A 22,146-nucleotide genomic window follows, 5' to 3' on the forward strand; every position below is an offset into this window, starting at 1 on the left:
GAACCCATGACGATGACCGCGAACGAGACCGCCGCCCTGACCGCGCAGCTGACCGCCACCGCCCTGACCGAGCTGGTCGTGTCCGTCTACCGCGAGACCCTCGGGGTCGCCGACCTCGACGAGCAGAGCGACTTCTACGAGTGGGGCGGCGACTCGCTGACCGCGTTCCGGATCACCGCACGGCTGGAGGAGGCGCTCGGGGCGGAGGTCCCGGTGGCCCTGGTCTTCGCCTACCCCTCGCCCGCGGACCTCGCCGACGTCGTCCACTCCGACTTCGTCCAGGCATGAGGGGCCGGTCATGACGGACACCTACGTACCCGGCGGCCGCTGGCGGCTGTGGGACCAGTTCGCCCTGCGCGGAGCGGGCTTCCCGGCCGGGGGCGTGCTGCGGCTGGCCCCGGACGGGCTGGCCGCGGCCGCCGACAAGTTCGATCCCGAAGAGGGCCCGGCCGGCCTCGCCGGTGAGCGGTGGGGGGAGTTCACCGCCCTGTTCGCCGACGCCCAGGTGGAGGTGGCGCACGCGCTCCAGGACATCGCCCGGACGCCCGCCTTCCGGGAGGCGGTGGCCTGGCAGAACCGCCCGGTCCTCACCTCCGGGATCACGCCCTTCCTGAACTGGACGCCCACCGCGGCGGGCCGGACCAGCATGCCCCGCCAGCGCGAGGAGCTGGTGGCCCACTACTGGCAGCGGTTCTGCGTCAAGAACGACACCATCGGGTTCTTCGGGCCCGTGGGGTGGGGCCGCTGGGACCTCGCCACCGACGGGGTGCGGGTCGACCCCGGCACCGGCCTGATCGCCGGCTCTCAGGTGTACTTCGCCAGCTGGGCCATCGACGCCCTCGCCGCGCGGATCGACGGCGATCCGGCGGTACGGGAGTGGGTGGCGCCCCGGCGCGTGCCGTTCGTCCGCCAGTCCGGCACGGACGTGACGGTGCCGGGACGGCCGCGCCAGGCGCTCGGCGAGGAGGGGCGCGCGGTGCTCGCGCTGTGCGACGGCGTCCGCCCGGCGCGGGAGATCCGCGCCGCGCTGCCGGGCGTGGACGTGTCCGCCGTACTGGCCGACCTGGTCGCCCGCCGGTGGGTGGTGTGGAAGCTGGAGGTGCCCGCCGACGCCCGCCCCGAGCGGTACCTGCGGGCCTGGCTGGACCGGGTCGGGGACGCGGGGCTGCGCGAGCCCGGCCTGGCCGCCCTGGACGCCCTGGAGCGGGGCCGGGACCGGGTGGGCCGGGCGGACGGGCCCGAGGCCCTGGTGGCCGCGCTGACGGAGCTGGAGGGCGAGTTCGTCGCGCTGACCGAGACCGCCGCCGTACGCGAGAAGGCGGCCGGTACGGCGCCCTGCCGGGCGCTGGTGTACTCCGACTGCCGGCGGGCGGCGACCGCCACGCTCGGGCGGAGCGTGCACGAGGCGCTCGCCCCGCTGGACCCGCTGCTGACCAGCGCCGGCTGGCTCACCGCGCGGCTCGCCGACGCCGTGATGGCCCGGGCGCGGGAGGTGTACCGGCGGCTGGCCGGGCAGGGTCCGGTCGACCTGGCCGCGTTCTGGTTCGCCTGCATGCCGATCCTGCACGGCGCCGCCCGCACGGAATCCGCCGAGCTCCAGCAGGAGTTCCGCAGGCGCTGGGACGGCATCCTGTCGCCGCCGCCGGGCACCCGCCGGGTCAGGCTGCCGCTGGAGGCCGTCGCGGGGCCCGTCGCCGAGCAGTTCGGCGGCCCGGGCGGGGGCTGGACCACCGCGCGGTACCTCAGCCCCGACATCATGATCGCTGCGTCCGGGGAACAGGCCGTGGCCCGGGGCGACTTCGAGCTGGTCCTCGGTGAACTGCACGTCGCCGCCAACACCTTGGGCTCCTCGCTGTTCGTCAACCAGCACCCGGACGCCGAGGAGCTGCTCGGGCTCACCGGCCGGGACCACCCCGGTCCCCGGCTGCTGCCGCTGCTGCCCAAGGAGCACCGCTCCCGGCTCTCCGCGCGGACCCGGCAGGTCCTGGTCCGCCCCGAGGACCACTACGTCGCCCTCGTCGACTTCACCGCCGATCCGGCCCGCCCCCGTACGGTGCTCAGCGCCGACGTGGCGGTGACCGAACGCGCGGACGGCGAGCTGGCGGTGGTGCTGCCGGACGGCTCCGAGTTCCCCGCGGTGGACGTGTTCTCTCACGTGCTGACCACCCTGGCGATGGACCTGTTCCAGATCCTGCCGGACGGGACGGACCACTCCCCCCGGGTCACCGTTGACCGGCTGGTGGTGGCCCGGGAGACCTGGCGGCTGCCGCCGTCGGACATGGACTTCGCCGAGGAGAAGGACGAGGCGCGCCGCTTCGTACGGGCCCGGCAGTGGCGGGAGCGGCGCGAGCTGCCGCGGTTCGTGTTCGTCGTGCTGCCGACCGAGACCCGGCCGTTCTACGTGGACTTCGACAGCCCGGTGTACGTCAACATCCTCGCCAAGGCGGTCCGCAGGATGACCCGCAAGGAGCCGGAGGGCCGGGCGGTGTTCACGGAGATGCTGCCGAGCCCCGAACAGGCCTGGCTGACCGACGACCAGGGCGAGGCGTACACCTCCGAGCTGCGGTTCGTGGCGGTGGACGAGGGCTGACCGCGGCGGCGTGCCCAGCGGCACGGTCACATACGGAGCGACGCGTACCGGCGGCGCGCACGGCGGAACGACGAGCCGTGCGGGGCCGCCGTTGCGCGTTCTACCCCCCGGCGGCTGCGCACGCGGCTGCGTCTTCTTCCCTACTGACGGATCTCCGCGGACAGCAGTGTTGTGGAAAACACCGCTTGGAGGCCCACAGTGAAGGTTGTCGCAGCGCACGGCGGACCGGCGAGGCACGGCAGCGAAGCCGGCGACGTCGTACGTGACGGTGACGGAGTGTCGTTCGCGCAGCGGAGGCTGTGGTTCCTCGACCAGCTCACCGGAGGCTCCGCCGAATCCCTGCTCCCGCTGGCCCTGCGCATCCGCGGCGCCCTCGACGTCCCGGCGCTGGAGCGCTCGCTGGCCGGCATCGTGGACCGGCACGAGGTGCTGCGCACGCGGTTCACGGCCGTCGACGGGGAGCCCGTGCCCGTCGTGGACCCGGCGGGCCGCACCCGGCTGGCGCGGACGGAGGCGGGCAGTACCGAGGAGCTGTTCGACCGTGAGCTGGCACGTCCGCTGGACCTGGCGAAGGAGCACCCGCTGCGGGCCACACTCGCCCGCCTCGGGGCCGACGAGCACGTGCTGCTCCTGGTGGTCCACCACATCGCGGTGGACGGCTGGTCCTGGGACGTGCTGCTGCGCGAACTGGACGCCGGCTACCGGGGCGAGGCGGTGGACGCGCCGCCGCTGCAGTACACCGACGTCGCCCGGACCGAGGCCGAGCGGCTGAGCGGGCCGCGGATGGAGCGGCTGCTCGGGTACTGGCGGGAGCGGCTGGCCGGGGTCTCCCCGCTCGCGCTGCCCGCCGACCGGCCGCGGCCGGCGTTCTGGGACGGCTCGGGCGACGTGGTCCGCTTCGAGCTGCCGGCCGAACTCGTCGCCGAGGTGGACCGGGTGGCCCGCGAGCAGCGAGCGACCCGCTACATGCTGCTGCTCGCCGTGTACCAGGCCCTGCTGGGCCGGTACTCCGGCCGCTCCGACATCGCCGTGTGCACCACCCTGGCCGACCGCGGGCGGGCCGAAGTGGCCTCCCTGATCGGCCCGTTCGTGAACACGATCGTGCTGCGCACCGACCTGGCCGGCGATCCGAGCTTCGCCGAGCTGCTGGGCCGGGTGCGGTCCGGGGCCCTTCGGGACTTCTCTCACTCCGAGGCCCCGTTCGACCGGGTGGTCGGCGAGGTGGTCACCGAGCGCGACCTGTCCCGCCACCCGCTCGCGCAGGCCTCCTTCACCCTCCTCAACACCGTCCCGTCGGCGGCCCGCCTGGACGATCTGGACGTCGCTCTGGTGCGGACCCCGCTGACCGGCACCCCGTTGGACGTGTTCCTCGACCTGAGCCTGCGCGCCAACGGGGACATCGCGGCGCGGCTGCAGTACTCGACCACCCTGTTCGACCAGAGCACGATGGTCCGCTTCACCGAGGGGTACGTGGAACTGCTGCGTGCGGTGACGGCCGCGCCGCAGACCCCGGTGACCGAACTCGCGGGCCGCCTGGAGCCCCTGCCGGGCAAGGAGCGGGCCCGGCTCGTCGAGATGGCGGGCTCGCAGCGCCCCGCACCGGCCCCGGCGCCGTTCGTCGTGGCGGGCGAGGCGAACGCGGTGGCCCTGGTGTGCGGGGAGAAGATCCTGCGCTACCGCGAGCTGGACGCCCTCGGCGGCGGTCTGGCCACCGCCCTGCGCGCGGCCGGCGTCGGCCCGGGCACCCCGGTCGGCGTGTGCATGAAGCGCGGCATCGGGTCCGTGGCCTCGATGACCGCGATCTGGCGGGCCGGCGGGGTCTACGTGCCGCTGGATCCGGCGCTCCCCGAGGAGCGGCTGCGGTTCATGGCCGAGGAGGCCGGGCTGGCCTGCGTGCTGACCGATGCCGCCACCGCGGAGCTGGCCGGAGCGCTCGGCCCGCGGGTGCTGCGGGTGGAGGACGCGGAGCCCGACGCGGGCGCCCCGCACCACACCCCCGACCCGCGGGACCTCGCGTACGTCATCTTCACCTCGGGCTCCACCGGCCGCCCCAAGGCCGTCGGCATCGAGCACGGCGCGATCGACGCGCACGTCGCCGCCGCCCGGGAGGAGTTCGGGATCACCGCCCGGGACCGGGTGCTCGCCTTCTCCTCCTTCTCCTTCGACGCCTCCCTGGACCAGCTGCTGACCGCGCTCGGCTGCGGGGCCACCCTGGTGGTCCGGCCCGACGAGCAGTGGCTGCCCGCGCAGATCCCCCTGGTGGTCGAGCGGTACGGGATCACCGTGCTGAACCTGCCGCCCACGTACTGGGCCGAGCTGGCCTTCTCGCTCACCGACCGCACCGCCGCCTCCCTCGCGCCGCTGCGCCTGCTGATCCTCGGCGGGGAGTCCGTCCCCGCCGCGGCGCTGGCCGCCTGGCGGGCGCGGGCCCCGCACGTACGGGTGCTCAACGCGTACGGCCCGACCGAGACCACCGTGACGGCGACCACCCACGAGATCGGCGCGGACGGGGAAGGCGGCCGGGTGCCGATCGGGCGGCCGCTGGGCTCCCGCAGGGTGTACGTGGTGGACGCGCACGACGAGCTCGCGGCTGTCGGCGTGCCCGGCGAGCTGCTGATCGGCGGCCCGGAGCTGGCCCGCGGCTACCTCGGCCAACCGGCCCTGACCGCCGCGAAGTTCGTACCGGACCCGTTCGGCGAGGAGGGCGGACGGCTCTACCGCACCGGCGACCTGGTCCGCCGGCTGCCCTCCGGGGAGCTGGAGTTCCTCGGCCGCACCGACGACCAGGTCAAGATCCGCGGCTTCCGCATCGAACTCGGCGAGGTGGAGGCGGCCCTGGGCGCGTGCCCCGGGGTGGTGGCCGCGGCGGTCGCCGTCGGCGCGGACGCCCAGGGCGGCAAGAGCCTGACGGGCTACGTGGTGGCGGGCCCCGACGGCCCGGTGGAGCCCGCCGTGCTGCGCTCCTTCTGCGCGGGCCGGCTGCCGCACTACGCCGTACCCGCCGACTTCGTGGCGCTCGACGCGCTGCCCGTGAACGCCTCGGGCAAGCTCGACCGGGCCGCCCTGCCCGCGGCCCGCCCGGACGGGGAGCGGGCGGAGCGGGACCGGGCGGCCGCGGGCGGCCCCGAGTTCATCGCGCCGCGGGACGCCACCGAGCAGGTCGTCGCCGACATCTGGTCCGAGGTCCTGGGCGTCGACCGCGTCGGCATCGACGACGGGTTCTTCGACCTGGGAGGCCACTCGCTGCTCGCCACCATGGCCGTGTCCCGGATCGCCGAGCGCCTCGGGCGCGAGGTCGAGCTGCGCACCCTGTTCGAGAACCCCCGCATCCGCGAGTTCGGCCCGCTGGTGGCCGCGGCCCGGCAGGCGGGCGCCGCCACCGTCGTCCCGGTGGACCGGTCGGGACCGCTGCCGCTGTCCTTCGCGCAGGAGCGGATGTGGTTCCTGGACCGCATGTCCGACGTCGGCGACGAGTACGTGCTCTGGTTCTCCTGGCGGATGCGCGGCGGGCTCGACCGCGACGCCTGGCAGGGCGCCCTCAACGAGGTGGTGGCCCGGCACGAGGCGCTGCGCACCGCCCTGGTCGAGGTGGACGGCCGGCCCGCGCAGCGGGTGGTCGCCGGGGTCCGCGTACCGCTGGTGTGGCAGCCGGCCCCGGCCGGGGACGACGAGGCCGTACGGCTGGAGCGGCTGCGCGCGGTGGCGGTCCCGTACGCGACCCGGCGCTTCGACCTGGCCGGGCCGCCGCTGCTGCGGGCCGGGGTGTGGGAGCTGGACCCGGAGGACCACGTGGCCGTCATCGCCTTCCACCACGCGGCGACCGACGGCTGGTCCAAGGACGTGATCATCGGCGAGCTGGCCGAGTCGTACGCCGCCCGCGTGGCCGGGCGCCCGGCCGAACTGCCGCCCGTCCCCATCCAGTACGGGGACTTCGCGGTCTGGCAGCGCGACCGGATGGCCGGCGAGGTGTTGGAGCGGCAACTGGCCTACTGGGAGCGGGCCCTGGCCGGCGTGCCCGTACTGGAGCTGCCGACGGACCGGCCGCGCCCGGCGGGCTGGTCGGGCCGGGGCGGCGCGGTGGAGATCGACCTGCCGAAGGAGCTGGAGGCCGCGCTCGGCGAGCTGGCCCGCAGGCACGGGGTGACCCGGTTCACGGTCCTGCTGGCCGTGGTGCAGATCGTGCTGGGCCGCTGGTCGGGGCAGCACGACGTGGCGGTGGGCACCCCCGTCGCGGGCCGCGGACAGATGGAGCTGGAGCGGCTGGTGGGGCTGCTGGTGAACACGGTGGTGCTGCGCGGGGACCTGTCCGGCGCGCCCTCGTTCACGGAGTTCCTCGGCCGGGTGCGGGAGTCGGTGCTCGGGGCCTTCGACCACCAGGAGGTGCCGTTCGAGCGGCTGGTGGAGCAGCTCCGCCCGGAGCGGGACCCGTCCCGCAACCCGCTGTTCCAGGTGATGTTCGACGTGCAGGAGAGCGCGGCGGGCGGGCCTCGGGTCGAGGGGCTCGACGTGGAGCACTTCGTCCTGCCGTGGGGCTCGGCCAAGTTCGACCTGACCGCCACCTTCCTGCTGTATCCGGACCGCTTCGCGCTGAACGTGGAGTACGCGAGCGATCTCTTCGACGCCGCCACGGTCACCCGGTTCGCCTGGCACGTGGGCCGGGTGCTGGAGTCGGTGGTGGCCGATCCGGAGCAGGCCGTCGGGCGGCTGGAGCTGCTGTCGGCGGCCGAGCACGCGGAGCTGGCCCGGACGGCGGGCGCGGCGGAGGCCGCCCCGGTCGCGGCGCCGTTCACCGTTTCGGGCGCTCCGGACGCCGTCGCCCTGCTCTGCGGGGACGAGAGCCTGACCTACGGCGAACTGGACGGCCTCACCGGCGGGCTGGCCCGGGCACTGGCGGCCGCCGGAGTACGGCGGGGCACGCCGGTCGGCGTGTGCCTGCGGCGCGGCATCCGCTCGGTCGCCGCGATGGCCGCGATCTGGCGGGCCGGCGGGGTCTACGTACCGCTGGACCCGCGGCTGCCCGAGGACCGGCTGCGGTTCATGTGCGCCGAGGCGGGCGTGCACAGCGTCTTCAGCGACGCCTCGACCCACGGACTGGCGGCCGGGCTCGGGCCGCTGACCGTCTCCGTCGACACCGTCGCCCCGGACCCGGACGCACCGCACCACACCCCCGGCCCCCGGGACCTCGCGTACGTCATCTTCACCTCGGGCTCCACCGGCCGCCCCAAGGCCGTCGGCGTGGAGCACCACGCGCTGGGCGCGCACACCGCCGCGGCCCGCGAACTGTTCGGCATCACGGCCGAGGACCGCGTCCTCGCCTTCGCCTCCTTCTCCTTCGACGCCTCGCTGGAGCAGGTGCTGCCCGCGCTCGGCGCGGGGGCCTCGGTGGTGGTCCGCCCGGACGAGGTGTGGTCGGTGGAGGAACTCGCCGAGGCCGTCCGCACCCGGGACATCACGGTCATGGAGGCCACGCCCGCCTACTGGGAGGAGATCGTCGCCCGCCTGGACGCGGTCGCCGGGGACCTCAAGGGCCTGCGGCTGCTGGTCACCGGCGGCGAGGCACTGCCCTCGGCTCCGCTGGCCCGCTGGTTCGCCCACCTGCCCGACGTGCCCGTCGTCAACACGTACGGCCCGACCGAGTCGGTCATCTCGGCCACCGCCCACACCGTCACCGCGCCCGTCGAGGGCCGGGTGGCGATCGGACGGCCGCTGGGCTCCCGCCGGGCGTACGTCGTGGACGCCCTCGACCAGCTCGTCCCGGTGGGCGTGCCCGGCGAGCTGCTGATCGGCGGCCCGGAGCTGGCCCGCGGCTACCTCGGCCAACCGGCCCTGACCGCCGCGAAGTTCGTACCGGACCCGTTCGGCGAGGAGGGCGGACGGCTCTACCGCACCGGCGACCTGGTCCGCCGGCTGCCCTCCGGGGAGCTGGAGTTCCTCGGCCGCACCGACGACCAGGTCAAGATCCGCGGCTTCCGCATCGAGCCGGCCGAGATCGCGGCCGTCCTCGAACAGCACCCGGACGTGCACGCGGCGACCGTCCTGGTCCGCGAACTGCGGGGCGAGCGCGCCCTCGTCGGCTACGCGGCCGGCCAGGACCGGAGCCTGGACCCCGAGGCGCTGGCCGCCTGGTGCCGGACCCTGCTGCCCGGCTACATGGTGCCCGCCGCCTTCGTCCTGCTCGACGCCCTGCCCCGGACCGTGCAGGGCAAGGTGGACACCGGCTCCCTGCCCGATCCGCAACTGCCCGCGCCGGCCGCCTCCGTGGCGCCGCGCACCCCGACCGAGGTGGTGACGGCCCAGATCTGGGCCGAGGTCCTGGGCCTGCCCGAGGTCGGGATCCGGGAGGACTTCTTCTCCCTCGGCGGCCACTCGCTGCGCGCCGTGGCGGCCGCGTCCCGCCTGCGCACCGCGTTCGACTGCCCGATCCAGGTGCGCGACCTGTTCGACCACCCGACCGTCGAACTGCTCGCCATCGAAGTGGAACGACAGCTCATCGACCAGATCTCCTCGATGAGCGACGACGAGATCGACCTGTCCCTGACCTCCGAGTTCTGACCGCCGCCGCGCTCCGAACCTCGATCCCAGCCTTGATTGGACGGCACTTGCGATGACCACTGCACAGGTCGAACCCTCCACCACTTCCTCCACGGCGCCCGGCGGTCTCTCCCCGGCGGCCCGCAGGCTCCTCGAAATGCGCCTGCGCGGCAAGGCCACCGCCGCGCCCGCCGGGATCCCCCGCCTCGACCCGCGCCCCGCGCAGGCCCCCCTGTCGGCAGCCCAGCAGCGCCTGTACTTCCTCGACCAGCTCGACCCCGGCGGCGTCGAGTACCTGATGCCCGCCGCCTGGCGGTTCGCCGGTCCGCTGGACACCGCCGCGCTGGGCGCGGCGATCGGGGACCTCGTCGCCCGCCACGAGCAGCTGCGGGTGGTGTTCTCCCACGAGGACGGCGTGCCCGCCCAGCGCGTGCTCCCCGCCGCCGAGGCGGCCGGCCTCGACGTGGTCGACCTGCCCCCGGCGGTCCGCGAAGGCGGCCCCGAGGCGATCGCCGCGGCCGTACGGGAGGTGGCGCTGCGCCCCTTCGACCTGGCCGCCGCGCCCCCGTTCCGGGCCACGCTGCTGCGGATGGCCGACGAGGACCACGTACTCGTCCTCGCCATGCACCACATCGTCTCGGACGGCTGGTCGCTGGACATCCTGACCGCCGACCTGGACGCCTGCTACCGCGCCAGGGCCCTGGGCCGGGCTCCGCAACGCACCGAGCCTCCGATCGACTACACCGACTACGCGCACTGGCAGCGCGGGGCCGACGAGAGCACCGACCTCGACTACTGGCGTTCGGCGCTGGCCGGCCTGACCCCGCTCGAACTGCCCACCGACCACCCGCGTCCCGCAGTCCGCAGCTCCGCCGGCGCCGTGCACACCGTGGAGCTCCCCGCGGCGCTGACGGCGGCCCTGGCCGAGCTCGGCCGCCGGGCCGACACCACCTCGTACATGACGCTGATGGCGGCCTTCCAGGCGGCGCTCGCCTTCCACACCGGCCAGGACGACATCGCGATCGGCACCGTCGTCGCCAACCGGGAGCGCCCGGAGATCGAGCAGCTCGTCGGGTTCTTCGTGAACACCCTGGTGATCCGCACCGATCTGTCGGGCGACCCGACCTCCGCGCAGCTCCTGGCCCGGACCCGGGAGAGCGTGCTGGGCGCCCTGTCCCACCAGAGCCTGCCGTTCGAGCGGGTCGTCGACGAGCTGAGCCCCGAGCGGGACCTGTCGCGCAACCCCCTGTTCCAGGTGCTGTTCTCGCACTCCGCCGGGGCGCGGCAGGGTGGCGCGTACACCCTCGGCGGGGCGAGGGGCACGGTCTTCCCCATCGACCTGACCACCGCGAAGTTCGACCTGACCCTGGACGTCAGCGAGGACGCGGACCGCCTGCGGCTCCAGTTCGTCTACCGCCCCGACCTGTTCGACGCGGCTTCGGTGGCGCGGCTGGCCGAGCACACCGTCGCGGTGCTGAGGGCCTTCGCCGAGGCCCCGGACGTGCCGCTCGGCATGGCCGACCTGCTCACCGCGGGCGAGCGGGCCGCGCTCCTGGGCCCCGAAGGACCGGCGAACCGCGTGCCGGCCGGCGCCGCGCCCGAGCCGGCGCCGCGGCTCGCGATGGAGCGCCTGGCCGAGCGGATCCGGCTGGCCCCCGCCGCCGTGGCCGTCTCCGGGGGCGGGCGCAGCCTGACGTACGCCGAACTCGACGCGGCTTCGCTGGCCCTGGCCCGGCGGCTGCGGGCGGCGGGCATCGGCGCGGAGTCCCTGGTCGGCGTGTGCCTGGGCCGCTCCGTCGACCTGGCCGTCGCGCTGCTCGGCGTCTGGCGGGCGGGCGCGGCGTACCTGCCGCTGGACCCGGCCCACCCGCGGGCCCGGCGGGAGTTCACGGTCGAGGACGCCGGGGTGCGGTGGGTGGTCGCCGACGCCGTCGGCCACGCCGCGGTGGAGGGGCTGCCGGTGGGCGTGATCCCGCTGAACGACCCCGACGACGACCCCGCCGACGACACCTCCGACGACACCGAGGACCTGCACTGCGCCGCGCTGCCCGGAGCACAGGCACTCGCGTACGTCATCTACACCTCGGGATCCACCGGGCAGCCCAAGGGCGTCGAGATCACCCACGGCAACCTGGCCTGGCTGCTCGGTGCCGCCGACCATCACTTCGACTTCGGCGCCGACGACGTGTGGACGCTCCTGCACTCCCCCGCCTTCGACTTCTCCGTGTGGGAGCTGTGGGCCCCGCTGACCTCCGGCGGCCGGGTGGTGGTGCTGACCGAGGACGAGGTCCGCGACCCCGCCGCCGTCCACGCCGTGCTGCGCGACGAGCGCGTCACGGTGCTCAACCAGACCCCGGCCGCCTTCAAGGGGCTGCGGGCCCATCTGGCGCAACAGGGCGCGGAGTTCGGCGCGCTCGCGCTGCGCACGGTGATCTTCGGCGGGGACGCCTTCGACGCCCGCGACTACCGCGACTGGTTCGCGGTGCCCGAGGACGGGCGGCCCGCGCTGGTGAACATGTACGGGATCACCGAGACCACCGTGCACGTCACGTACCGGCTGATCACCGAGGAGGACACGGTCTCCCCCGTGTACTCGCCGATCGGCCGGCCCCTGGCCGGGCAGCACGGATACGTCCTGGACCGGGCCGGCCGCCTGGTGCCGCACGGCACCGTGGGCGAGCTGTACGTGTCCGGCGGCGGCGTGGCCCGCGGCTACCGCAACCGGCCGGAGCTGTCCGCCGAGCGCTTCCCCCTCGACCCCTTCGGTCCGGCCGGGACCCGCATGTACCGCACCGGCGACCTCGTACGGGTGCTGCCCGACGGCCAGTTGGCGTACGCGGGCCGGGCCGACCACCAGGTGAAGATCCGCGGCTTCCGCATCGAGCCCGGCGAGATCGAGACGGCGCTGCGCGCCCTGCCCGGCGTGCGGGACGCCGCGGTGGTGGCCCGGCCCGACGCGCACGGCGGCGCCCGGCTCGTGGCCCACGTGGTGCTGACCGAGGGCCGGCCGCTGGACGCGCCGGACCTGCGCGACCGGCTGCGGCTGACGCTGCCCGAGTACATGGTGCCCGCGCTGTTCGTCCGGCACCCGAAGCTGCCGATCACCGCCAACGGCAAGGTGGACCGCAAGTCCCTGGTGGCGGTGGCCGTAGAGGGGGCCGCCGCCCCCGCCGGGCACGTCCCGCCGGCCGGTCCGGCCGAGGAGGCGCTCGCCCGCATCTGGTCGGACGTACTGGGCGCCGAGCGGATCAGCCGTACGGCGAACTTCTTCGACCTCGGCGGCGACTCGATGCTGGCCCTGCGCGTGATCGGGCAGGCCCGCAACGCCGGCCTGGGCCTGAGCGTCCCCGACCTGTTCCGGGCCCGCACCCTGGGCGACCTGGCCGCGCTGGCGACGCAGGCGCCCGCAGGCACCGGCCCCGCCCCCGTGGAGCCCTTCTCCCAGCTGGACGCCGCCGACGCGGCCCGGCTGCCGCAGGGCCTCGACGACGCGTACCCGCTGACCATGCTCCAGGCCGGCATGCTGCACGAGATGCTCGCCGACCCGAGCCGCGGCGCCTACCACAACGTCACCGACCTCAAGATCACCGTGCCGGAGGGCTTCGACCTCGCCGCCTTCCGGACGGCGGTGGACACCGTCGTACGCGGCCACAGCATCCTGCGCTCCTCCATCGACCTGGTCTCCTTCTCCGAGCCGCTCCAGCTGGTGCACGCCACCGCCGCGCTCCCGGTGGGCTACAGCGACCTGCGCGGTCTGCCGCACGCGGAGCAGTGGGCCTCCGTACAGGGCTACGTGGACGCGGAGTTCGCCCGCCGCTTCGACCTGGCGGCCCCGCCCCTGGTCCGCATCCACCTGCACCACCTCACCGACCAGGAGCTGCGGCTCACGCTCACCGACTGCCACGTGGTGCTCGACGGCTGGAGCCTGACCTCCCTCATCGCCGACCTGCTGGACCTGCACCGGCAGGCCGTGGCCCAGGGCCGGACCCCGCAGCTGCCGCCGGCGCCCCCGTACGCCGAGTACGTCGCGCTGGAGCGGGCCGCGCTCGTCGACGAGGAGGGGCTGGAGTACTGGCGCTCGGCGCTGGGCGAACTGAGCCCGATCCGGTTCACCCGGCGCGGTACGGAGGCCTCCGACGGCGGGCAGTTCGTGCACGAGGCGCGCCGCTCGTACGCCTCCCTCGCCGAGCCGATCGGCCGCCTGGCGCGGCTGGCCGGGGTGCCGCGCCGTACCGTCCTGCTCTGCGCGTTCCACCACACCATGAGCCTGTTCGCCGAGCGCGACGGCTCCGCCGAGGGGCATTCGGTCGGCCTGGTCACCAACGGCCGGCCCGAGGTGCCCGGCGCCGACCGGATGCGCGGGCTGTTCCTCAACACCGTGCCGTTCGGCGTCCGGCGGCCCCGCGGCAGCTGGCTGGAGTACCTGCGGGCGGCGTTCGCCGCCGAGCAGGAGATGCTCCCCCACCGCAGGGTGCCGCTGGCCCGCCTCGCGCAGCTGCGGCCGGGCGAGCCGAGCCTGGCGGACACCCTCTTCAACTACGTCAACTTCCACCGGCTGTCCGGGGACAGCTGGGACGACTCGCTGGAGATCGCCCGCACCGCGTTCCCGCTGATGCTCAACGCGAGCGTGGAGTCCTTCACCCTCGACGTCGACCCGGACTACCTGGCCCCGGCCACCGCCGAGCAGCTCGCCGACCTGATGTGCGGGGTGCTGAAGACGATGACCTCGGGGCCCGAGGCCCCGGTCACGGCGCCGGCACTGGCCGGCGAGGCGCGGATGCGCGCGCTGGAGGAGTGGGGCCGCGGCCCCGAGCTGGTGAACACCCCGCTGATGTTCCACGAGTGCGTGGCGGAGCACGCGGTCCGCACGCCCGGCGCGGTCGCCGTCCGGCAGGGCGGGCAGGAGGTCACGTACGCCGAACTGGACGCCTCGGTGCACCGGTTGGCGGACCGGCTGCGGGCGCTCGGAGTCGGCCCGGAGGTCCCGGTCGGCATCTGCCTCGACCGGGGTCCGGAGATGGTCCGGGCCGTGCTCGGTGTGCTCCGCGCGGGCGGCGCGTTCCTGCCGCTGGAGTCGCAGCACCCGGCCGACCGGCTGAAGTTCATCGTCGAGGACAGCGGCATGCCGGTGCTGATCACCCAGTCCTCGCTGGTGGGGACGGTGCCGTTCGACGGCCCGACCCTGGTCGTGGACGACCCCGCGACCTGGGCGGAGCCGGTCGGGGACCCGGCCCCGGCGCCCGCCGTCACCGCGGACAACGCCGCCTACGTCCTCTACACCTCCGGCTCCACGGGCACGCCCAAGGGCGTCACCATCGCGCACCGCAGCCTGACCAACATGCTGGAGGGGCAGCGCGACCTGTTCCCGGTGACCCCCGCCGACCGGGTGCTCCAGTTCGCCTCCCTCAGCTTCGACGTCTCGATCATGGACCTGACCTGGGCCCTGGCGAACGGCGCGCAGCTGTGCACACCGCCCAGGGAGGCGCTGCGGGCGGGCTCCGACCTCGCCGACACCCTGCTGGAGTACGGGATCACCGTCGCGATGCTGGCTCCGAGCGCCCTGGCGGCCCTCGGCGAGGACCGCTTCCCCGCGATCCGGATGCTCCAGGTCGCCGGCGAGGCCTGCCCGGCCGAACTGGCCCAGAAGTGGGCGCGCGGACGGCGGTTCTACAACGTCTACGGCCTCACCGAGACGGCCGTGTGGTCCGTCTCCACCCTCCTCAAGCCGGACTGCAAGCGGCCCCCGATCGGCTGGCCGATGCGCAACACCCAGGTCTACGTCCTCGACGAGGACCTCCAGCCCGTCCCCGTCGGAGTGCAGGGCGAGGTCTACCTGGGCGGGCGCGCCATCGGCCGGGGCTATGTGAACCGCCCCGACCTCACCGCCGCCGCGTTCGTCCCCGACCCGTACGGCGCCCCCGGCGGCCGGCTGTGCCGCACCGGCGACATCGGCGTCCAGCTGCCCGACGGCGCGGTGGAGGTGCTCGGCCGCCGCGACAGCCAGGTGAAGCTGCGCGGATTCCGCATCGAGCTCGGGGAGATCGAGCACGGGCTGCGGGAACTGCCCGACGTACAGCAGGCGGTGGTCCTGCTGCGGCGGGACCTGCCGGAGCCCGCGCTGGTGGCGTACGTGGTGCCGGAGGCGGGGGTGGAGCCCGTCGTCGAGCCCTTCCGCGAGGCGCTGCGGGCCAAGGTGCCCGCGTACATGGTGCCCGCCCGCTTCGTCTTCCTCGACGCGATGCCGGTCAACAGCAGTGGCAAGGTGGACAAGAAGGCCCTGCCGCTGCCCTCGGCCGACCGGCTGGGCAGTGCCGGCGAGTACGTCGCTCCCGGTACGCCGGCCGAGGTGGTCCTCGCCGAGGTGTGGCGCACGGTGCTCGGCATCGAGCAGGTCGGTGTCCACGACGACTTCTTCGCCCTCGGCGGCAGTTCGCTCTCGACCGTCCGGGTCGCCGCGCAGGCGGCCGCCCGCGGGCTGAGCGTCTCCGTACGGGACCTGCTCGAACTGCCCACCATCGCCCGGCTCGCCGCCCGCGCCACGCAGACGGCGGGGGCCGCGGAGACCTCCGGCGCCGCCGGGGCCGTCACCTCCGAGGTCCGGCTGCGCGAGGGCGAGGGCGCCCCGCTGTGGTGCGTGCACCCCAGCGGCGGCAGCGGGGCCTGGTACGTGCCGCTCGCCCGGGCCCTCCCGCCCGGCCAGCCGGTCCGGGCCTTCCAGGCCCGGGGCCTGCTCGGCGGGGTGGACCCGACCACCATCGCCGGGATCGCGGCCAACTACGCCGCCGAGATCGCCGCCCACGGCGGGCACGGCCCGCACGACCTGCTGGGCTGGTCCATGGGCGCCAACATCGCCCTGGAGATGGCCACCCAGCTGCACGAGGCCGGTCACACCGTCGCACCGCTGACGCTGATCGAACCGCACCTGCCCCACCCGGCGGCCGGCGAACGCCTCGCGGCGATCGGCCGGGACATGGAGCGTGGCCTGCGGATGCGCGACCGCCTCCGTACGCTGCCGCCCTCCCCGGAGCGGGAAGCCGCCGTGGCCGAGCTCACCGCCCTGCTGCTGGGGGCCGGTATGAGCCCCGGCGAGGCGGCCCTGGTGGAGCAGGCCCCCATCGAGGTCTGGCACTCGCTGCTGACCGCCCTGTCCGACTACGCACTGCGCCCCTACCCCGGCCACGTCCACCTGCTGGTGGGCAGCGCGGCCGCGGAACTGCCCGACGGCGAACCGATGCCCGGGCTGGACGTGGACTTCCGCACCTACGTCGAACGCTGGCGCGAGATCGCGCTCGGCGGGCTGACCGTCCACGTCACCGAAGGCGACCACATGTCCATGATGTCCGAACGGCTGATGCACAAGACCGCTGCTGTGCTCGGCCGGATCCAGTCGGAGGCACGCCGATGACCGTCCTGACCACGAACACGAACACCACCGCGGACACCACCGCGGACACGTCCCCGCTGGTCTGCCCGGTCACCGGGCGGACCGCGCCGCCCGCCGCCCGGCCCGCCGCCCCGCCGACCACGCCGCCGGCGGCCCCCTTCACCGAGCGGTACCTCCTCGACCCCTCCGTCAACGCGGACCCGTACGGGTACCTCAACTCCCTGCGCGACCACGATCCCGTGTACTGGTCCGCCATGCACCGGGCCTGGCTCGTCACCGGACACGCCCAGCTGATGCACTGCCTGCGCGCCCCCGCCGTCTCCGCCGAGCGGGTGCGCCCGCTGATGGACGCCGTGCCGGAGGGCGCCCGCGAGGACGCCGAGCGGGCCTTCGGGATCCTCTCCCGCTGGATGGTGTTCAACGACGCCCCGCAGCACCGGCGGCTGCGCCAGGTCTTCCAGGAGCAGTTCGCGGCCCGCTCGATCGGCCGCTACCGGGCCTTCGTCGAGCGTGCCACCCGCGCCATGCTCACCCGCCGCGCCGTCCCCGGCCGGATCGGTGACCTCGTCGCCGACATCGCCCGGCCGCTGCCCGCCCTCGTCTTCGCCCGCTGGCTGGGCGTCCCCCAGGCGCACGGCCCGTCCTTCTGGTACTGGAACGCCCGTGTCGGCGACCTGGTCCTCGGGGCCGCCCAGGAGGAGCGCGAGTACCGCACCTCGCTGCAGTCCCTGGTCAACTTGGACGACTACCTCGCCGACCTGGTGAAGCAGCGCCGCGCCGATCCCCAGGACGACCTGATCAGCGCCGTGCTGGCGGGCGGCCAGATCGGGAAGTCGGTCAGCGAGGAGGAGTTCGTCGGGATGCTGACCCAGATGGCCTTCGCCGGCGGCGAGACCACCAGCAACCTCATCGTCAACGCCGTACTCGCCCTGCTGGAGCACCCCGAGCAGTTGGCCGCCGTGCGGGAGGACCCGGCGCTGGTGTCGATGGCGGTGGAGGAGGCCATGCGCTTCGACGGCCCGTCGAAGATGTCGATCCGCACCGCCGCCCGGGACTTCGACCTCGACGGGCGCTCCGTCCGCGCCGAGGATCGGCTGTTCCTGGTCACGGCCGCCGCCAACCGGGACCCGGCGCGCTTCCCCGACCCGGACGTGTTCGACGTCCGGCGCGGCAGCGCCTCGCACCTCGGCTTCGGCTTCGGCGCCCACTTCTGCATCGGGGCGGCCTTCGCCCGGCTGGTCGCGGGCGCGGTGGTCGACGTACTCGTCCGCGAGTACCCGGGCCTGGAGCTGCTCGACGGGCAGCACACCTGGCAGCCGTCCCTCCTCAACCGCGCGCTGACGGCCCTGCCCGTCCGCTACTGACCACGGACGTCCCTACGGAGGGGATTCACCTCATGGCTTCCACCCTGGTGGACGCGCGGGACCGGCTGAGCGCCCCCGCCCGGCTGCCCTCGTTCCGCCTGCTGTGGCTCGGGCAGTCCCTGTCCCTGCTCGGCGACGGGTTCAGCTACATCGCCTTCTCCTGGATCACGCTCGGCCTGACCCAGTCCACGCTGGCCCTCGGCTACGTCCTCGCCTTCCAGGCGGTGCCGCGGGCCCTGCTGACCCTGGTCGGCGGCTCCCTCAGCGACAAGTGGTCCTCCCGGACCCTGATGAAGCTCTCCAGCTGGGCCCGGGCCGCCCTGATGGCCGGGGTGGGCCTGGCCGGCCTCGCCGGATCCCTGACGCTGTGGATGCTGTGCTGCGCCGCCGCGGCCTTCGGCGCGGTCGACGCGTTCTTCCAGCCCGCCCGGGCCTCGATCCTGCCGTCGGTGGTGGACGAGGAGCAGCTCGCCCCGGCCAATGCCCTGCTCGGGGTCGCCGCCAAGGTGTCGGCCGTGCTCGGCCCGGCCGTCGGCGGCATGGTGGTGGCCTTCTCCAACGCCCCCATCGCCTTCCTCGTCGACGGGGTGTGCTTCGCGCTCTGCGGTGTGTGCGTGGCGGGGATCCGCCCGCTGCCGCGCCCCGCCGCCGAGGAGGAGACGGCGGAGGAGGGCGCGGCCGGGAGCGCCGTTCCGCCCCGGGCCGAGGTCTCGCTGGGCGCCCGGATCCGCGCCGGGCTGCGGTACGCCTTCGAGGACCCGCGGATCCGGACGATCCTGGCCGTCGACGCGGCGGTGACCTTCTGCCAGGCGGGGCCGTTCACCGTCGGCTTCGCCACCCTGGCCAAGGTGGAACTGCACGGCGGCTCGGCCACCCTGGGCCTGCTCAACGGCGCGCTGGCCGGCGGGGCGATGCTGGGCACCCTGGTCGGCGGCGCCGTGAGCAGCCGCCCCCGGATCGGCCTGCTGATCGCCGCGCTGGCGGGCTGGCTGGCGATCGGCACGGGCCTGCTCGGACTGGTCGGCAATACGGCGGGTGCGCTGGCGACGGTGGTGGCGATGGGCTTCGGGATGGGCTTCCAGGGGGTCTTCGGCCTCAGCTGGATCCAGCGCACGATCGACGGCTCGGTGCTGAGCCGGGTGATCTCGGTGGACATGGTGATCGGCTACGCGGTGGCGCCGCTCTCCCTGATCGTCTGCGGGGCCCTGGCCCAGTCCGGCACCGCCCCGATGTTCGCCGTCTCGGCGGCGGTCCTGGCGGTGACGGCGATCGGCATCCTGAGCTCGCGCACGGTCCGCGAGATGCGGTGACCGGGCGGGCCGGTGCCGGTGCCGGCACAGGCATCGGCGCCGGTGGCTCAGGGCGCCGATGCCTCCAGGGAAGCCGAGAGTTCGCAGAGCGCGGCCCGGTTGGCACGGCCGGTCTTGGCGCCGAGGGCCGCGATGTGCTTCTCGACCGTGCGCGGGGAGATGTAGAGGCGGTCGGCGATGTCCTTGTTGCCGAGCCGCTCCGCGAGGAGGCGGAAGACCTCGTACTCGCGGACCGTGACGCCCTGTGCCCGCAGGACGTCGGGGATCGTGCTCGATCCCGTTCGGCGCTGGCGGCCCGGGGCTCCCATCCGGCGCAGCGCCGCGCGGCAGGCGCCCGCGACCGCGGCCACGCCGCCCTGGTGGAAGTGCTCCTCGGCCTGGCGCAGCCAGGCCACCGGCTCGCCCCAGCCGTCCTCGTACGCCGCGTCGGCGATCAGCCGCAGGCCCAGGTGGAGGGCGGTGGCGTACGGGGCGGCGACGCGCAGGGCATCGGCCACTGCGGCCGCGGCCTCCTCGGGGCGGCGTTCGCGGCCCAGCAGGACGGCCCCGGCGAACAGGACGAACTGCCGGTTCCAGCGCATGCGGCCGGGCGCGGTCGCGGCGATCTCCTCGAACGCGGCGCGGTCGGCATCTCCCGACAGCACGTCCAGGAGCAGGCCGATGCCGTACCGCCCGCTGAGGTAGTACGTACTGGGGTTGGTGTCCTCCAGCTCGGCGACGGCGCGCAGTTCGCCGACGGCCCCGGGCAGGTCCTCCTCCATCAGCGCGCAGAAGGCCCGGGCGAGGCCGCGGGTCAGCGGTTCCTCCTGGGAGCCGGCCCCGTCCCACTCGGCGAAGGCGGCGAGGGCGCTCTCCATGGCGGGCCGGTCGCCCCGGTGGGCGGCCAGTGCCGCCCGGGCCATCAGGACGTACCGGGTGGCCGGGGCCAGCCGCAGGCGCTGTACGACGGCCAGGCACTCCTCGGCGGACCGCTGCGCGTCGGTGAACTCGCCCCGCAGGACGGCGTCCAGGATCAAGATGCCGTCGATGGTGTGGACGATGTTGGCCGAGCCGAGCCGCTGGGCCTCGCTCCGGGCGGCCAGCAGGGGGGCGGTGGCGCCGTCGGTGAGCCAGTAGTTGCCGCCGATCCGGGTCAGCGCGTACATGCGCTGGAGCGGGAGCTGGTGCTTTTCGGCGGTCTGCAGGGCCGATTCCAGCAGGGCGGTGGCCTCGTCGAAGTCCCGTTCGCGGGCGAGGGTGGCGAGGAGTTCCAGGGCCTGGCAGGCGACGGTGGCCAGGCCGTGGCGCTGGGCCGCCTGGAGGGCGGAGTTGCCGAGCTTCTCGGCCAGTTGGGTGCGGTCCGGGCCGGGGGTGTCGAGCGCGAGGTAGGCGGCGGTCACGTCGATCGATGCGGTGGTGTGCTCGTCGGGATGGGCGCCCAGGAGGGATCTGGCCTGGGCTATCTGTCTGTTGCCGTCCTCCCAGCGGCCCGCGGTGTGGGCCACCTTGGCGAGCCGGGTGTGCAGCGCGGCGAGCCGGGTGGCGCTCAGGCCGCTGCCGCCGAGGGTGTGCAGGTTCTCCGCGAACCCGAAGGCCCGGGTGAAGTCCCCGGCTTCGGCGAGCGCGGGGAGCAGGGCCTCCAGGGCGTCGGTCCGCCCGGCGGGGTCCTGGCTGGCGGCGAGCAGCCGTTCGGCGCGGCTGAGCAGGGTGATCGCGGAGCTGATCCCCCCGGCCGCGAGGGCGCGCCGCCCGGCGTCGGTGAACAGGCGCCCGGCCTCGGCGTCGTCGCCGGCCTGGGAGCGCAGCTCCGCGACCAGGGGGCACCAGTCGCCTTCGAGCTCGGGGTAGAGCGCTTGCACGGCGTCGGCGGCGCGGCCCGACATCTGCGCCCGGTTGCCCGGTGTGAGCTGGGTGTGCAGGGCCTCGGCGGTGAGCGAGTGGCGGAAGGCGTACCAGTCGGGGGCGGGTTCGTCGGGGACGACGAGCTGGGCCGCGACCCCGGCGTGCAGGTGGCTGAGCAGCCCGCGGTCGTCGATGCCCGTCATCCGCTGGAGCACGGTCAGCGGGAAGCGGCGGCCGATCACCGCGGCGGCGGAGAGCAGGGTCAGGCCCTGCGGGCCGAGCCGGTCGATGCGGCGCAGGATGCCCCGGGCGAGGGCGGTGGACACGTCGCTGCGCAGGTCGCCGACGACCCGCCAGCCGTCCTCGAAGCGGACGAGGGCTCCGCTGCCGATCATGCTCTGGAGCAGTTCCTCGACGAGGAAGGGGCTGCCGGCGCTGTCGTCCCAGAGGCGGTCCAGGGCCGGCTGCGGGACGAGTTCGGGCTCGGTGTCAAGCTGGGCGGCGATGACCGCGCCGACCTCGGGTCGGGTGAGCGGGGCCAGCTCCAGTACGGTCCCCACGCCGCGCCGGCGGGCCGAGTCGGCCATGTCGAGCGCGTCGCAGGGCTCCGTACGGATGGTGGCCAGGAGCACCACGTTCGTGTACTCCAGGTTGTCCACGAGGTACTCGACGACCGCGAGCGTCTCGGGGTCGGCGTCGTGCAGGTCCTCCAGGAGGAGCAGCTGGCCGTGCTCCTTGCCGGTGGCGATGAGCAGCCGCAGGACGGCCTCGCCGAGGATGACCATGGAGCTGTTGTTCTGGGCGTCGCTGCTCCAGTCCGGGATGATCCTGCCGAGCGCGGGCCGGTAGGGGCCGAGCGGGAGGTCGTCCAGGGGTTCGCCGCTGCGGAAGAGCGACATCAGGGCTTCGGTGAGTGGCCGAAAAGGGACGGTGGGGCCGGTGGTGCTGCTGCGGCCGCGCAGGGCCCGCATGCCCATGCCGAAGGCCATGCCCACGGCTTCCGCGGCGAGCCTGGATTTCCCGATCCCGGCCTCGCCGACCAGGAAGACGACCCCGCCCCGGCCTTCGCCCGCGTCGGTCAGTGCCTGCTTGATCTCACGCAGTTGCGGGTCACGACCGACGATGTACCGCGAACGGGAACGCATG

The 22,146-nt window shown here is 74.7% G+C and carries 7 protein-coding genes; 6 read left to right on the plus strand and 1 reads right to left on the minus strand.

Going from position 1 to position 22,146, the window contains the following annotated elements:
* Positions 1–6 precede the first annotated feature (6 nt).
* The 6 genes from K7B10_RS11205 (at position 7) to K7B10_RS11230 (ending at position 19,179) form a co-directional block, all read left to right on the plus strand.
* On the plus strand, positions 7–288 hold the full coding sequence (locus K7B10_RS11205; protein WP_229335964.1) for an acyl carrier protein: 282 nt from the start codon (positions 7–9) through the stop codon (positions 286–288).
* 10 nt (positions 289–298) lie between these two features.
* Positions 299–2,590: a lantibiotic dehydratase gene (locus K7B10_RS11210; protein ID WP_229335965.1), complete on the plus strand. Its 2,292-nt coding sequence runs from the start codon at positions 299–301 to the stop codon at positions 2,588–2,590.
* Positions 2,591–2,788: 198 nt separating this feature from the next.
* Positions 2,789–9,142, plus strand: coding sequence for a non-ribosomal peptide synthetase (locus K7B10_RS11215; RefSeq protein WP_229335966.1), 6,354 nt, complete (start codon positions 2,789–2,791; stop codon positions 9,140–9,142).
* Positions 9,143–9,194: 52 nt separating this feature from the next.
* Positions 9,195–16,526, plus strand: coding sequence for a non-ribosomal peptide synthetase (locus K7B10_RS11220; RefSeq protein ID WP_229335967.1), 7,332 nt, complete (start codon positions 9,195–9,197; stop codon positions 16,524–16,526).
* The gene (locus K7B10_RS11225; protein WP_229335968.1) at positions 16,523–17,869 is read left to right on the plus strand and encodes a cytochrome P450; all 1,347 of its coding nucleotides are present in this window, start codon (positions 16,523–16,525) and stop codon (positions 17,867–17,869) included. Before K7B10_RS11220 ends, K7B10_RS11225 begins: the two co-directional genes overlap by 4 nt.
* A 32-nt stretch (positions 17,870–17,901) precedes the next feature.
* Positions 17,902–19,179 carry an MFS transporter gene (locus tag K7B10_RS11230; protein ID WP_229335969.1) on the plus strand — a complete coding sequence of 426 codons (1,278 nt, stop codon included), beginning with the start codon at positions 17,902–17,904 and terminating at the stop codon, positions 19,177–19,179.
* A 47-nt stretch (positions 19,180–19,226) separates the two neighbouring features.
* On the opposite strand, the gene K7B10_RS11235 is transcribed toward K7B10_RS11230, so the two are convergent.
* Positions 19,227–22,145 carry a helix-turn-helix transcriptional regulator gene (locus K7B10_RS11235; RefSeq protein ID WP_229335970.1) on the minus strand — a complete coding sequence of 973 codons (2,919 nt, stop codon included), beginning with the start codon at positions 22,143–22,145 and terminating at the stop codon, positions 19,227–19,229.
* Position 22,146: the final 1 nt, after the last annotated feature.

It is taken from the genome of Streptomyces flavotricini (assembly GCF_020639365.1).
GTDB classification, from domain to species: domain Bacteria; phylum Actinomycetota; class Actinomycetes; order Streptomycetales; family Streptomycetaceae; genus Streptomyces; species Streptomyces flavotricini.

What these genes read in the sequence shown, in the direction of transcription:
- K7B10_RS11205 (WP_229335964.1), top strand. Translation starts at nt 7, where the DNA reads ATGACGATGACCGCGAACGAGACCGCCGCCCTGACCGCGCAGCTGACC.
- K7B10_RS11210 (WP_229335965.1), top strand. Translation starts at nt 299, where the DNA reads ATGACGGACACCTACGTACCCGGCGGCCGCTGGCGGCTGTGGGACCAG.
- K7B10_RS11220 (WP_229335967.1), top strand. Translation starts at nt 9,195, where the DNA reads ATGACCACTGCACAGGTCGAACCCTCCACCACTTCCTCCACGGCGCCC.
- K7B10_RS11225 (WP_229335968.1), top strand. Translation starts at nt 16,523, where the DNA reads ATGACCGTCCTGACCACGAACACGAACACCACCGCGGACACCACCGCG.
- K7B10_RS11230 (WP_229335969.1), top strand. Translation starts at nt 17,902, where the DNA reads ATGGCTTCCACCCTGGTGGACGCGCGGGACCGGCTGAGCGCCCCCGCC.
- K7B10_RS11235 (WP_229335970.1), bottom strand. Translation starts at nt 22,145, where the DNA reads ATGCGTTCCCGTTCGCGGTACATCGTCGGTCGTGACCCGCAACTGCGT.